This window comes from Xenorhabdus koppenhoeferi (assembly GCF_900116635.1).
GTDB classification, from domain to species: Bacteria; Pseudomonadota; Gammaproteobacteria; order Enterobacterales; family Enterobacteriaceae; genus Xenorhabdus; species Xenorhabdus koppenhoeferi.
On sequence record NZ_FPBJ01000007.1, the window covers coordinates 93690 to 107557 of the forward strand.

General features: G+C 44.4%; 15 protein-coding genes. 9 read left to right on the forward strand and 6 right to left on the reverse strand.

Translation table 11 applies throughout. From position 1 onward, the window contains the following. Nucleotides 1-52: 52 nt before the first annotated feature. The 3 genes from mreD to mreB form a co-directional block, all read right to left on the reverse strand. Nucleotides 53-541, reverse strand: a complete 489-nt coding sequence (mreD, locus tag BM329_RS03940) for a rod shape-determining protein MreD (RefSeq protein WP_092549227.1) — start codon at nt 539-541, stop codon at nt 53-55. Then, entirely contained in the window at nt 541-1506 is a 966-nt protein-coding gene (gene mreC / locus BM329_RS03945; protein ID WP_092549230.1) for a rod shape-determining protein MreC, read from the reverse strand. The genes mreD and mreC overlap by 1 nt, the downstream gene beginning before the upstream one ends. 107 nt (nt 1507-1613) lie before the next feature. Beyond that, a complete protein-coding gene (gene mreB, locus BM329_RS03950; protein WP_092549233.1) occupies nt 1614-2657 on the reverse strand; it encodes a rod shape-determining protein MreB in 1044 nt (347 codons plus the stop codon). Between the two features lie 874 nt (nt 2658-3531). Here mreB and BM329_RS03955 point away from each other — a divergent pair. The 9 genes from BM329_RS03955 (at nt 3532) to fis (ending at nt 11298) form a co-directional block, all read left to right on the forward strand. Then, on the forward strand, nt 3532-4506 hold the full coding sequence (locus BM329_RS03955; RefSeq protein ID WP_092549236.1) for an MDR family oxidoreductase: 975 nt from the start codon (nt 3532-3534) through the stop codon (nt 4504-4506). A 155-nt stretch (nt 4507-4661) separates the two neighbouring features. Further along, nucleotides 4662-5114 carry a type II 3-dehydroquinate dehydratase gene (gene aroQ, locus BM329_RS03960; RefSeq protein ID WP_092549239.1) on the forward strand — a complete coding sequence of 151 codons (453 nt, stop codon included), beginning with the start codon at nt 4662-4664 and terminating at the stop codon, nt 5112-5114. Nucleotides 5115-5141: 27 nt separating this feature from the next. Next, nucleotides 5142-5597, forward strand: coding sequence for an acetyl-CoA carboxylase biotin carboxyl carrier protein (gene accB, locus BM329_RS03965; RefSeq protein ID WP_092549241.1), 456 nt, complete (start codon nt 5142-5144; stop codon nt 5595-5597). 12 nt (nt 5598-5609) lie between these two features. After that, nucleotides 5610-6959 (forward strand): acetyl-CoA carboxylase biotin carboxylase subunit, encoded by a 1350-nt coding sequence (gene accC / locus BM329_RS03970; RefSeq protein WP_092549244.1) that lies wholly within the window; start codon nt 5610-5612, stop codon nt 6957-6959. Between the two features lie 170 nt (nt 6960-7129). After that, nucleotides 7130-7372, forward strand: a complete 243-nt coding sequence (locus BM329_RS03975; RefSeq protein WP_092549247.1) for a YhdT family protein — start codon at nt 7130-7132, stop codon at nt 7370-7372. Then, complete coding sequence (panF, locus tag BM329_RS03980) at nt 7362-8807, forward strand: sodium/pantothenate symporter (protein ID WP_092549250.1); 1446 nt, start codon at nt 7362-7364, stop codon at nt 8805-8807. Before BM329_RS03975 ends, panF begins: the two co-directional genes overlap by 11 nt. Nucleotides 8808-8845: 38 nt before the next feature. Then, on the forward strand, nt 8846-9727 hold the full coding sequence (gene prmA / locus BM329_RS03985; protein WP_092549253.1) for a 50S ribosomal protein L11 methyltransferase: 882 nt from the start codon (nt 8846-8848) through the stop codon (nt 9725-9727). Between the two features lie 283 nt (nt 9728-10010). After that, nucleotides 10011-10994 (forward strand): tRNA dihydrouridine synthase DusB, encoded by a 984-nt coding sequence (gene dusB / locus BM329_RS03990; RefSeq protein WP_092549256.1) that lies wholly within the window; start codon nt 10011-10013, stop codon nt 10992-10994. A 7-nt stretch (nt 10995-11001) separates the two neighbouring features. After that, nucleotides 11002-11298 (forward strand): DNA-binding transcriptional regulator Fis, encoded by a 297-nt coding sequence (gene fis, locus BM329_RS03995; RefSeq protein ID WP_010847912.1) that lies wholly within the window; start codon nt 11002-11004, stop codon nt 11296-11298. Between the two features lie 424 nt (nt 11299-11722). Here fis and BM329_RS04005 read toward each other — a convergent pair whose 3' ends face one another. The 3 genes from BM329_RS04005 to BM329_RS04020 form a co-directional block, all read right to left on the reverse strand. Next, entirely contained in the window at nt 11723-11986 is a 264-nt protein-coding gene (locus BM329_RS04005; protein WP_092549261.1) for a helix-turn-helix domain-containing protein, read from the reverse strand. A 473-nt stretch (nt 11987-12459) separates the two neighbouring features. Continuing rightward, on the reverse strand, nt 12460-13644 hold the full coding sequence (locus BM329_RS14975; RefSeq protein WP_245759003.1) for a hypothetical protein: 1185 nt from the start codon (nt 13642-13644) through the stop codon (nt 12460-12462). Nucleotides 13645-13774: 130 nt separating this feature from the next. After that, nucleotides 13775-13868 (reverse strand): IS1 family transposase (locus BM329_RS04020; RefSeq protein WP_218153253.1); only part of this gene is annotated, 94 nt, incomplete at its 5' end.

Consider the following 13868-nt stretch of genomic DNA (forward strand, 5'->3'; position numbering starts at 1 on the left):
TTTGATTTGCAGCAGACTCTTAATATCAGTTCATTTAATACAGAAACCGCCTCTAGCGAACTGAAAACTGACGGCGGATTTTCCGCATTAATAAGAATAGCCAGGGCCAGAGAATACCATTGACCAAACCATTCCAGAACACTTCAGGATGGAAGGTTGTCTTCGGTAATAAAGCATGGGCTAAAAAGACACAAATGTTCATCAGGGTTGAAAGCCCCATGACAACCAAGGCTTGCTGCCAAAGAGCCATATTCCGAATAAGCTGAAATTTGAAGGCCATCAAAAAACTGATCAGGCTAAACGCCAGAGCATGTGCTCCCAGAATACTTCCATGCAATAAGTCAATGATAAGCCCCAACACAAATCCGGTGCCGACACTGACACGATGGGGAAGCGCAAGCAACCAGTAAACTAAGCACAACATTAATAACGTGGGCCGAAACATAAAAAACTGTTCCGGCCACGGCATAATTTGTAGCACTATTGCTATCAGGAAAGATAACCAAATGACCCAACGTCCTTTGCTATGGTACTGGCTCATTAGCGATTTCCTGTAGCTGTCGATGGCGGTTTTGATGATGGCTTTTCTGCTGATGGTTCAGGCAGTACTTGTGGCAACATCTGCATCAAACGCTCATTGGCTGCACGGTAGACTCCCGAAGGTGCCATAGGTTCAGATGGGCTATTATCAGCCCCCCACAATAGCAGCAAATAACGCAAGCGTCGCAATTCAGCCAATGGGCGCGCATGGATAACAGCATGAGCCCGCTGATTGTCTATTTTGACAGAAGAAACTACTGCTACGGGATAACCTTCCGGGAAACGCCCCCCGAGACCGGACGTCACTAAAACATCACCGACACGAATGTCCGTATCACTTGGCAAAGGTTCTAACTGAAGGTCATCCGAACAGCCCGTGCCACCGGCAATCACACGAATATCATTGCGCAGCACCTGCACAGGCAGTGCATGAGTTGGATCGCAAATCAGTAATATCCGGCTGCTCAACTGACTCACTGAAATAACTTGCCCCACAACTCCCCGATCACTGATGGCGGGTTGTCCTTCATATACCCCATCTTTGGCACCTTTATCGATGACAACTTGATCACGGTAAGGATCCATACCCCCTGAAAGCACCTGCGATACCATCATATGTTCATCACGGCGCAGTGGCGATCCCAGTAATTCACGCAGACGGGCATTTTCATGCTTCAGTTGATCCAACAGTAACAACTTACTGCTCTGCAATCGCAATTCATTACGCAGGGTACGATTCTCCAGCTCAAGGTGATTGTGGCTGGTCAACGATTCAGAGATACCGTCCAAAAATTGGCGCGGCCCATTAGCAAGAAAATAGAAAGGACTCACAGCCGTATCCATATAGCTACGGACTTTATTGAAAACACCAAGGCGGCTGTCTACCACAACCAAAATAATGGCAATAATAACAGCAAAAAAGAGTCGTAATTGCAGAGAAGGTCCCCTGCTGAAAATCGGCTTCATAAATTGCGCATTGTTGAGCTGTATTGTCTCATACGAGGTAAAACTCCCGAACAGTCAGCAAGGAGGCATGAGTAAAACACACCAGCCCCCAGCTTGCAGAGTTATTTTCAGTCTTCGCTGAACAGATCGCCACCATGCATGTCGATCATCTCCAGCGCCTTGCCACCACCACGGGCAACACAGGTAAGTGGGTCTTCAGCTACAATGACAGGAATACCGGTTTCTTCCATCAGCAATCTATCAAGATTACGCAACAACGCCCCGCCACCGGTCAGTACCATACCCCGTTCAGAGATATCGGAAGCCAGTTCTGGCGGACACTGTTCCAGAGCCACCATGACCGCACTGACAATGCCAGTCAATGGTTCTTGCAGGGCTTCAAGAATTTCATTGGAATTCAGAGTAAAGCTGCGAGGCACACCTTCTGCCAGATTCCGGCCGCGCACTTCAATTTCATGTACTTCATCCGTTGGGTAAGCAGAACCGATTTCGTGTTTGATACGTTCTGCTGTTGCTTCCCCAATCAGGGAGCCATAGTTACGTCGAACGTAGTTGATGATAGCTTCATCAAAACGGTCGCCACCGATACGGACAGAAGAAGAATAAACTACTCCATTGAGAGAAATAACGGCAACTTCAGTGGTACCCCCACCAATATCCACTACCATTGAGCCTGTTGCCTCAGAAACTGGCAGACCTGCACCGATGGCGGCTGCCATTGGCTCTTCAATCAAAAATACCTCGCGGGCACCTGCGCTTTGGGCAGATTCACGAATGGCACGGCGCTCAACCTGAGTCGCTCCTACAGGTACACAAACCAGTACGCGCGGACTTGGGCGCATAAAACTATTGTTGTGAACCTGTTTAATAAAATGCTGCAACATCTTTTCCGTGACATAAAAATCAGCAATCACCCCATCTTTCATTGGACGGATAGCTGCGATATTACCCGGAGTTCGTCCCAGCATCTGCTTTGCTTCAAGTCCAACTGCTGCAACGTTTTTTGGTGAACCGGCTCTGTCCTGCCGGATGGCCACAACAGAAGGTTGATCCAATACTATTCCCTGACCTTTGACATAAATAAGGGTATTGGCAGTACCCAAGTCAATGGACAAATCGTTGGAAAACATGCCACGAAATTTCTTTAACATAACGAAAGGATAATCCTGCAAGCTGGGGACGGAGATTGTCCGTCTACTCTACCAACCACATGAAGCAGCGACAAGGCGCATGGTTAACTACTTTTACTACTTCAATAAAAGTGGCTACGTTATTCACATCAGAAATACAATATTCTACGTTACTTTTCTCTAACGGAGCAGAAAAAAACTGCATAAAAATAGGCTAATTTCACCAATAATCTCATCACAACATCCCAAAATGACCTAATGAATCAAAAAAACAACATTATATACCCAATGGATTTCAAGATGCAGCTACCCCACTTTTCAGGCTTCTATATTGCCCTATCACCATTTCAGTAAGTTCAACCAAAATTCATATTCTCTCAAAAATTTTGTTCTTCTCCATGTGTTCTTCCCCATGTGTTCTTTCCCATGCGTTCTTTCCCATGAAAGTCATAAGCCTGTTTTAAGTATAAAAGTAATAGATAAATTTGGTGATAATTACGGTAATCCTTACCCAAATATCGTCACTTTCAGCGGCAATCGAAAAAAATAAGGATTATTCTGAACCCATTATCTATACACACTGGATTTCAAGTTGCATCGCGACGGCAAGAGAGCAAATCCCCGGGAGCATAGATAACTATGTGACCGGGGTGAGCGAGCGCAGCCAACAAAGAGGCAGTTTGAAAGACGAAGTGTATAAAACACTCCCCTTATTGTTATCCTGTATATTATTATCTTTTACGGTGCCATCCTGAACAAAAATAAGTAACCACAGTTTTACCGCTCTCTATCACAATATTGTTGCCTGCCTGTTTCAGCTCATCAGATTTTATCTATATTGTGGTGATACCAAACAGGTAATGGTGTCAGATAGATATCCATCCGGAGAATGCACATGAAAGCCTTATTACTTGACCAACAAGAAACATTGTCAGCATCCATCCAAGATATTGATGCATCTCAGTTGCCATCAGGTGATGTGACCGTTGATATTTATTGGTCAACGCTTAATTACAAAGATGCCCGGGCCATTACCGGTACAGGGAAAATCGTCCGTCAATTTCCGATGGTTCCAGGAATAGATTTTTCCGGTGTCGTTCATCACTCAGAAGATCCCCGTTTTCATGTCGGCCAGCATGTTTTGCTGACTGGATGGGGGGTAGGAGAAACCCACTGGGGCGGGCTGGCAGAACAAGCGAAAGTGCTTGGAGACTGGCTGACACCATTACCACAAGGATTAAATCCCAGACAAGCCATGATCATCGGCACAGCAGGCTTTACCGCTATGCTATGTGTTATGGCACTGGAACAAGGGGAAGTGACACCTGAAAATGGAGACATTGCCGTCACAGGTGCCAGCGGTGGTGTAGGTAGTACAGCGATTACCCTGTTGTCACAATTGGGTTATTCCGTTGTCGCAATTAGCAGCAAACCTGATAGTCATGATTACCTTCTCTCACTGGGTGCAGAAGAAGTTTTACCCACCAGTGATTTCAACCGATCATCTCGTCCGTTGGAGAAACAACGTTGGGCGGGTGTCATTGATACCCTTGGTGGCACGGTATTAGCGACTTTATTAGCACAAGTAAACTACAATGGGGTGGTCGCGGCCTGCGGTCTGGCGAGTGACAGCCAGCTTTCTGCCACCGTGATGCCCTTTATTTTGCGCAATATTCGTTTACAGGGCGTTGAATCGGTCACCGTTGCCGCCTCAAAACGTCCTGCCATTTGGCAACGGTTGCAAAAACTACTTCCAGCTTCCTTTTATCAGCAAATTGCCAATGAAATCACATTAGAACAAGTATTCGAGCACGCTAACAAGTTGATAAACAATCAGTCTACTGGCAGAACCATCGTGAAAATGCGCTGATAAGACCAGTACTTAGCTGCTAAATGCCTCGATATGTTTATAATGTCGGACTTCATCGTCAAATTTACAAATCTAGCTATCAGAAAGAGATGACAAACCGTCAACATCGAGTTATCTTGGTCGATTGTTGACAGATTGCCGGAGATACCCGCACAATGGCAGACAAGTTTCGCATTTTACTCTTGAATGGTCCCAACCTGAACCTGTTGGGAACACGAGAGCCAGAGACCTACGGCAAGTTAACGCTTGATGATATTGTTAACAAACTGTCAAAAGAAGCTCACCAATCAGGGGTTGAATTATCCCATCTGCAATCCAATGCAGAATCTGAACTGATTGAGAGAATTCATTCAGCACGGGAAGATACTGATTTTATTTTGATTAACCCCGCAGCATACACGCATACCAGCGTGGCACTACGCGATGCACTTCTGGCGGTGAATATCCCATTTATTGAAATTCACCTCTCTAATGTGCATGCCCGTGAACCATTCCGTCACCACTCATATCTTTCCGATATCGCAGTAGGTGTAATCTGCGGGCTGGGGGCAGAGGGTTATAGCTTCGCATTACAGGCAGCGGTTAACCGCTTGTCAACATCCAACTAATTTATATAAAAGTACGGAATCACACTCATGGATATTCGTAAGATAAAAAAACTGATTGAGCTGGTCGAAGAATCTGGTATTTCTGAACTGGAAATTTCTGAAGGTGAAGAATCAGTGCGCATCAGCCGCACAACCGTTGCTCCCGCGATGCCAGTGACTCAGCAATATATCTCTGCGCCTGTTCAACAGCCAGTACAACCTGCCATAGCAACTCGAATAGCCGCAGCAGAAGACCCAGCAGAGATCAGCGGTTATATAGTTCGTTCACCAATGGTCGGTACTTTCTATCGTTCACCAAGCCCTGATGCGAAACCTTTCATTGAAGTCGGCCAGCATGTTAATCAGGGTGAAACCCTGTGCATCGTTGAAGCGATGAAAATGATGAACCAGATCGACGCTGATAAAACCGGCGTAGTAAAAGCCATTCTGGTTCAAGATGGCCAACCTGTTGAATTCGACGAGCCACTGGTCATTATCGAATAATGAGGCGTCCCCATGCTTGAAAAAATTGTCATTGCTAACCGTGGTGAAATTGCACTGCGTATCCTGAGAGCCTGTAAGGAACTTGGGATCAAAACTGTTGCTGTACACTCTTCGGCAGATCGTGACCTGAAGCACGTCCTGCTGGCAGACGAAACAATCTGCATCGGCCCTGCGGCATCAGCAAAAAGTTACCTGAACATTCCCGCCATTATCTCAGCAGCGGAAATTACCTGCGCACAGGCAATCCATCCGGGTTATGGTTTCCTGTCTGAAAACGCTGACTTTGCTGAACAGGTCGAACGTTCCGGTTTTGTTTTCATCGGCCCGAAAGCGGACACCATCCGTTTGATGGGGGATAAAGTTTCCGCTATCAGTGCGATGAAAAAAGCGGGTGTTCCTTGTGTTCCCGGCTCTGACGGCCCATTGGGTGATGATGCCGAGAAGAACAAAACGATTGCAAACCGTATCGGTTATCCGGTGATCATCAAGGCATCGGGCGGCGGTGGCGGTCGTGGTATGCGCGTTGTACGCAGCGACAAAGATCTGGAACAATCCATCGCCATGACCCGCGCAGAAGCCAAAGCAGCTTTCAACAACGATATGGTATACATGGAGAAATTCCTTGAGAATCCACGTCACATTGAAATTCAGGTATTGGCTGATGGTCAGGGCAATGCACTCTATCTGGCTGAACGTGACTGCTCCATGCAGCGTCGTCACCAGAAAGTCGTGGAAGAAGCACCTGCACCTGGCATTTCACCAGAGCTGCGCCGCAGCATCGGTGAACGCTGTTCCAATGCGTGTATCGAAATCGGCTATCGCGGAGCGGGTACATTTGAGTTCCTGTATGAAAACGGTGAATTCTACTTTATTGAGATGAATACCCGTATTCAGGTTGAGCATCCTGTGACTGAGATGATCACTGGCATTGACCTGATCAAAGAACAGCTGCGCATTGCCTCAGGTATGCCGCTGTCCATCAAACAGGAAGATATCGAAATCGAAGGTCATGCGATCGAATGCCGTATCAACGCGGAAGATCCGAAAACCTTCCTGCCAAGTCCAGGCAAAATCACCCATTTCCACTCACCGGGTGGGTTTGGTGTGCGCTGGGAATCCCATATCTATGCAGGATATACCGTGCCACCTTACTATGACTCTATGATCGGCAAGCTGATTACTTACGGCGAAACCCGTGAAGTGGCGATTGCGCGTATGAAGAACGCACTGGCTGAATTGATCATCGATGGCATCAAGACCAACATCGACCTGCAACTGTCAATCATGAATGACGAAAACTTCCAGAAAGGCGGAACCAATATCCACTATCTGGAGAAGAAACTCGGCTTGCAGGACAAGTAAAGTCTCTTTAGCTCTTATTTGATGTTTTCCAGGCTAGCTGAATAGCATTCCACCTCAATCCACCCGCAATGCAGGTGGATTTTTTATTATCCTGATTATGATTAGGTAACCATCTGTTCATTGCCGTACAATTCCCCCATATTGTTTCATGTAAGTTACCCGGAGAACGGATGGACAGACGATTTGTTCAATCCCATAAAGAAGCGCGTTGGGCAGTATTCCTGACGTTAGCTTATCTTGTTGGTTGGCTGCTGAGTGCCTATCTACCCAGTGATGCCATCGGCATAACTGGATTACCCCGCTGGTTTGAACTGGCTTGCCTGTTGCTGCCAGCCTTATTTATCATCCTTTGCTGGTTGATGATCAAATTTATATTCAAGGATATTCAGCTGGAGGATTCTGATGCAAAGTGAAGTAATTTTGCCTCTGCTGGGATATTTGGCGTTGGTTTTTCTGCTATCAATCTATGCTTATCGCCGCCGTCAAACGGGCGATTTCCTGAATGAATACTTTCTCGGCAATCGTTCAATGGGTGGATTTGTTCTGGCAATGACAATGACTGCAACCTATATCAGTGCCAGCTCATTTATCGGGGGACCGGGCGCTGCGTATAAATATGGTATCGGCTGGGTTTTATTGTCGCTGATCCAGCTGCCTGCGATCTGGCTTTCCCTGAGCGTCTTGGGGAAAAAATTTGCTATTCTCGCCCGCCGCTACAACGCGGTGACGCTCAATGACATGCTTTATGCACGTTACAAGAGCCGTTTTTTGGTCTGGATTGCCAGCTTGAGCCTGTTAGTTGCCTTCATCGGAGCCATGACCGTGCAATTCATCGGAGGGGCTCGCTTGCTCGAAACGGCTGCGGGGATACCTTACGGCACAGGATTGCTTATTTTCGGCATTTCAATTGCCCTTTACACCGCATTCGGCGGATTCAGAGCCAGTGTTCTCAATGATGCCTTACAAGGGCTGGTGATGCTACTGGGAACCGTCCTATTGCTGGCAGGCACTATCTACAAAGCAGGTGGATTATCCGCTGCGGTCACGACTCTGCGCACGATTGACCCAAATCTGGTTTCACCTCACGGTGCCGATAACATCCTGACAGGGCCATTTATGGCATCCTTCTGGGTCTTGGTCTGCTTTGGCGTGATTGGGCTGCCACATACTGCCGTGCGCTGCATTTCCTACAAAGACAGCAAAGCGGTTCATCGTGGAATTGTTCTTGGTACAATCGTCATGGCAATCCTCATGTTCGGTATGCATCTTGCAGGTGCGCTGGGGCGGGCAATCATTCCTGATCTGACCATCCCCGACCAAGTGATCCCAACCCTGATGATAACCGTACTGCCTCCTGTTGCTGCGGGGATTTTCCTTGCAGCCCCTATGGCAGCTATTATGTCCACCATTAATGCCCAATTGCTGCAATCTTCTGCCACTATCGTTAAAGATCTCTATTTAAATTTGTTTCCAGAACAGATCAAACAAGAGAAAAAATTGTCTCGTATCTCCAGTTATTCCACCCTATTTCTCTGCACATTACTGCTGCTGGCTGCATGGCATCCACCAGAGATGATCATTTGGCTAAATCTGCTGGCATTTGGCGGCCTGCAAGCCGTTTTCCTCTGGCCTCTGGTTCTGGGGTTATACTGGGAAAAAGCCAATGCTTACGGAGCGATAAGTTCAATGTTGGTAGGTGCAGCGAGCTATACGCTGCTGGCAACGTTCAATATCCAGCTTCTCGGTTTCCACCCCATCGTACCATCACTGTTGCTAAGTTTACTGGCATTCAGGATCGGGAATAGGGTGGGTAATAAACAAATACAACAAACCACTGTGCCTCAATAATCGCATTGTGACTTTATTTTCACAAAAAGAGAATTTTTATGCCTTGGATACAATTAAGATTAAACACTACGGGACAACAAGCTGAAGCATTAGGCGATGAGCTGATAGAAAGTGGTGCCGTTTCAGTCACTTTTCAGGATAGCCACGATACCCCGATTTTTGAGCCTCTGCCGGGAGAAACCCGCTTATGGGGCGATACAGATATCATCGGCCTGTACGATGCTGAAACAGACATGAAGGCGGTTGTAAGCCAACTGGAACAGGTTCCACTGCTGGGTAAGGGTTTTACCCACAAAATCGAACAACTGGAAGATAAGGACTGGGAACGCGAATGGATGGATAACTTCCACCCGATGCTTTTCGGCAAGCGTCTTTGGATATGTCCTAGCTGGCGCGAAGTTCCAGAGCCAGATGCAGTTAATGTCATGCTTGATCCGGGTCTGGCATTCGGAACCGGTACTCACCCGACAACTTCTCTTTGCCTGCAATGGCTTGATGGCCTTGAGCTGGAAGGTAAAACTGTTATCGATTTTGGCTGTGGCTCAGGTATTTTGGCTATCGCGGCGCTGAAATTAGGGGCAAAGCAAGCTATCGGCATTGATATCGACCCACAAGCGATTCAAGCAAGTCGGGTTAACGCTGAACGTAACGGCGTATCTGACCAGCTAACTCTCTACCTGTCTAAAGATCAGCCCAAAGATCTCGAATGTGACATCGTGATTGCCAACATCTTAGCGGGTCCACTGCGTGAATTGGCACCAATCATCGGCTCACTGCCTAAATCTGGTGGATTCTTAGGCTTGTCTGGTGTTCTGGCCAGTCAGGCTGAAGGAGTTGCCCAAGCCTATAACAATGAATTTGTTATCGATCCGATAGCCGAACAAGAAGAATGGTGTCGTATCACAGGGATTAAAAAATAATCAATTAATACCTATTGAAAAGCGAGATTATCCACTAAAATAATTACCCAGGAGGTCTATTGGTGGTAATCCGCTCTCTTTGTGATTAGAAATGTAAGTATTAATAAATTTTACCCGTAACATATAAGTACCTGTTATTTAACAATAATAAGTCTGATTTAGGAAAGTCAACTGGAAAAAATCCGTTATAAATATCGATTCGCTCAAAGTTTGGCCTTTCATATCTCGTGAAAAATGCGTAATATACGCGCCCTTAGTCACAGTTGACCACTCTTTCTTCGCTATGCGTATCGGACAATACCAGTTGAAAAACTGTCTTATTGCAGCTCCTATGGCTGGCATAACAGATCGCCCATTTCGATCTCTTTGCTATCACATGGGTGCAGGAATGACAGTCTCAGAAATGCTTTCTTCCAATCCTCAGGTTTGGAAGACGGATAAATCCCGGCTGCGTATGGTTCATAGCGACGAACCAGGCGTTCGTTCTGTACAAATTGCCGGAAGTGATCCCGATGAAATGGCGGCGGCAGCGAAAATTAACGTCGACAATGGCGCTCAGATCATCGATATCAATATGGGGTGCCCAGCCAAAAAGGTGAATCGAAAGCTGGCAGGTTCTGCATTACTACGTTATCCAGAATTGGTTGAAAAAATCCTTTCTGCGGTGGTCAATACGGTAGATGTTCCGGTCACGCTGAAAATTCGCACAGGTTGGTCACCAGAGGAACGTAACTGTGTGGAAATTGCCCAATTGGCCGAACGTTGTGGTATTCAGGCTCTTACGATACATGGCAGGACACGAACTTGTCTGTTTAATGGTGAGGCCGAATATGACAATATCCGGGCAGTTAAGCAGACTGTTGCCATTCCAATTATTGCTAATGGTGACATTACTGACCCGCTAAAAGCCAGAGCAGTGCTTGAATACACCGGGGCTGATGCCCTGATGATAGGCCGCGCTGCTCAGGGAAGACCCTGGATCTTTCGGGAAATCCAGCACTATCTGGAAACAGGAAAATTGCTGCCACCGATGCCCCTTGGCGACGTGCAGCATTTAATGGGCGAACATATACGAGAACTGCACGACTTTTACGGTCAAGGCAAAGGAGTTCGTATTGCACGCAAGCATGTATCTTGGTATCTCAAGGAACATGCTCCTGCTGACCAGTTTCGGCGCTCATTCAACGCCATTGAGGATGCCAGCGAACAGCTGGAGGCGTTGGAAGCATACTTCGAAAATTTTTGCGTAAATAAAGAAAAGAGCTGACAGAACTATGTTCGAACAACGCGTAAATTCTGATGTACTAACCGTTGCTACTGTAAATTCACAAGATCAGGTAACTCAAAAACCCCTTCGTGACTCAGTTAAACAAGCACTGAAGAACTATTTTGCACAACTGAACGGTCAAGACGTTAATGACCTGTATGAGCTGGTACTGGCTGAAGTAGAACAACCACTGTTGGACATGGTTATGCAGTACACCCGTGGTAACCAAACCCGTGCAGCACTGATGATGGGAATCAACCGTGGTACTCTGCGTAAGAAATTGAAAAAATACGGCATGAACTGATCCTAGTCTTATATCATGTTGTTAAAGAAGCACTTTCTCGTTTGGGGAAGTGCTTTTTTTTGTTTTTGTTTATACAAATGTTTATACATAGTTCACTGAAAAAACCTATAAGCAATAGATAAGATGAAAACATGAACAAAGTAGAAATAGAGCACTGCCAACGAACACCTTTATCAAAGAGAAACCAATACACTTGACGTTCAGAACTATAGAGAGTCACGACGCATTTCGTCGGAAGATATTGAGAGATTGAAACGATAGCTAATTGATATCCCACCAATAAGAAGATTTCTTCATAACTGCTATCACCTGAGTTTTTCGCAATAACATAATAGGCAGTGCCACCCCATCAACGCCAATAACATTCAGTGAGCAATGAAATGAGGTGACTATTTCCCTGATGTCTTTTTTGACATTAAAATAATTATTTTTCTGGTTTTTCACGAACTTTACGTTCAATAAAATTACCATACATATCAAAATAGCGGCTAGGCCAGATTTCAGAGGGATGTATTTCGAGATAGTTAGCGATAATCCATTCACCTTTCGGCCAAGGACGAGAAAGTGTATTCGCTAATGTTGATGAACTGAGTCCCGCTTCACGGGAAACAGCCGCTAAGGTTGTACCGCGCTTACGCAATGCAGCAATAATATCGGCTTGATGCCAGTCTTTTTTTATATCAATCATTCCTGCTACCCCTTCCATTCATTAATATTGATGGTGGTGATTCAGACAGGGTTTGCACTACCGGGAACGATCGTCCGGCGAGGCCGAAGCCTCCCCTGCCTGAACCGCCATTGAATAGGTGCGAGCAGGCGCACTGGCAGAAACTTCCTACCAGTGGATCGTTCTAACAGGGGTGCAAATCCCTGACCACTAGATTTTGCTAATGGCGGGGCTACTTTAACTGATTGGTTTATCTGGTTCAATAAGCGAATCAGTATAAAAACTTAACTTTTTGCGTTATATGCTGTCCAGATGAGATCTGATACCTTTCTACTTTGAGTTCAAGCAAATATGACAGTCAACTCCGTGCTAGTAAAGGATGTTAGGGAGATCCCAAACTCAGAATAATAGTTCTTTCTTCAATCAAATTTTTTGTAACGAAAAAAATAAAGCCAGAATTATTATTCTGGCTATAGGATTAAATAAAAAATCATTTAGTTTTTGCTATTAATTTTAAAGAAAGTATCCCATTGTTTAGCATCATCACTATTCAAAATAACACAAATATCAGTCATGTCTTTTAGTTTTCTTGCACTGTCTTCACCACCAGAGGAAGTAATTAAATCGTAATTTCTTCCATCAATATTTCTTTTAAATTCACCAACACTCTCTGGGCATATTAATTTTTTATTTCCAGCGGAAAACATTCTTATTCCATAGATGAAAAAATCTTTCTCAATCTTGTTTGTGGTCGATGTCATCCATAAGTTCTGGGGAAACATTTTTGGCTGATACTTGTTGCCATTAATTAGAAAATAATGGCTTTTATTATCTATGATCCCAATAGAATAAAGAGAACTATTCACTAGTGTAGAGGTTATATTAGGAAATAGAATGGATGTGGTTATTGTGGTTAAAATAACAGCGATTGATAATTTCTTTGCTAATAGAATTTTACTTCTGTTTTCACTACTTGATGGAGTGTTTTTTATATCATTAAAATATACCATTGCTGGAAGAAATGATGATAGTGCAAATGCAATCATGAAAGCCAATGCTATTAGCAATGATATTGTTTTCTCTCCTGTACTATTCTTTAACAGCAAACTAACAGGAAGCGATATTGATAATGTAGCGAATACTATTGTGAATGTAGCTACTAGTACTTGGCCTACCTTTCTAAACTTATCAAAAATACTATTATTTTTAAAATCCCCCTTAAATAATGAAGTTAATATAAAAATAAAAAAAGATAATGTTGCTATTATAGCGATGGTCTGTAATACAGAAGGAGGTGGAATTATTTTTTTAACAAAAGAAGCATGAGGAAGGAATGCTAATGTTAAGAATAAAGTTGAACACCCCCAGCCTATCCAAGGCATAGATATTGGATTTTTAATTACATCAGGAAATATGGAATAGTGAGAAATAAGTATGGAGCTAGGTAGGATGAGGGTTATAACTATAGCAGTAGAGAGAATTACCGCAGATATTAATAAAAGCATCAATCCTATATTAATTGAAAAAGAGTCTATTAATAAATCTAGTCTACCAATATTATTTAAGTAACTCCATACCATTATGCCGGACAATATCGTCAGATAAGGTATTAATTTAACCATTTTCTTACTAATTTTTTGGTAAATTTCTTTCAACTCTTCTGTTGCTTGACTCGTCATAATACATCTCGTTAAATATTGAATTATTAATAACCAAGAATCGCCTTGCAGGCAATAAAGATACAGTTATAAAGTATCTTATTGTCCGATTTAGTCGCACTTTTATACAGAATACGGTCGTGACTCTAATTTATTGATAGTGATGAATGTTCAGATAATATCCTATAATTCTGTCATGCATTTCGATGGATTTTGAAAAAGACAATGTTTTGCGAGTCAGTCTT

Coding starts and splice junctions, on each gene's coding strand:
- mreD (WP_092549227.1), bottom strand. CDS start 541: ATGAGCCAGTACCATAGCAAAGGACGTTGGGTCATTTGGTTATCTTTC.
- mreC (WP_092549230.1), bottom strand. CDS start 1,506: ATGAAGCCGATTTTCAGCAGGGGACCTTCTCTGCAATTACGACTCTTT.
- mreB (WP_092549233.1), bottom strand. CDS start 2,657: ATGTTAAAGAAATTTCGTGGCATGTTTTCCAACGATTTGTCCATTGAC.
- BM329_RS03955 (WP_092549236.1), top strand. CDS start 3,532: ATGAAAGCCTTATTACTTGACCAACAAGAAACATTGTCAGCATCCATC.
- aroQ (WP_092549239.1), top strand. CDS start 4,662: ATGGCAGACAAGTTTCGCATTTTACTCTTGAATGGTCCCAACCTGAAC.
- accB (WP_092549241.1), top strand. CDS start 5,142: ATGGATATTCGTAAGATAAAAAAACTGATTGAGCTGGTCGAAGAATCT.
- accC (WP_092549244.1), top strand. CDS start 5,610: ATGCTTGAAAAAATTGTCATTGCTAACCGTGGTGAAATTGCACTGCGT.
- BM329_RS03975 (WP_092549247.1), top strand. CDS start 7,130: ATGGACAGACGATTTGTTCAATCCCATAAAGAAGCGCGTTGGGCAGTA.
- panF (WP_092549250.1), top strand. CDS start 7,362: ATGCAAAGTGAAGTAATTTTGCCTCTGCTGGGATATTTGGCGTTGGTT.
- prmA (WP_092549253.1), top strand. CDS start 8,846: ATGCCTTGGATACAATTAAGATTAAACACTACGGGACAACAAGCTGAA.
- dusB (WP_092549256.1), top strand. CDS start 10,011: ATGCGTATCGGACAATACCAGTTGAAAAACTGTCTTATTGCAGCTCCT.
- fis (WP_010847912.1), top strand. CDS start 11,002: ATGTTCGAACAACGCGTAAATTCTGATGTACTAACCGTTGCTACTGTA.
- BM329_RS04005 (WP_092549261.1), bottom strand. CDS start 11,986: ATGATTGATATAAAAAAAGACTGGCATCAAGCCGATATTATTGCTGCA.
- BM329_RS14975 (WP_245759003.1), bottom strand. CDS start 13,644: ATGACGAGTCAAGCAACAGAAGAGTTGAAAGAAATTTACCAAAAAATT.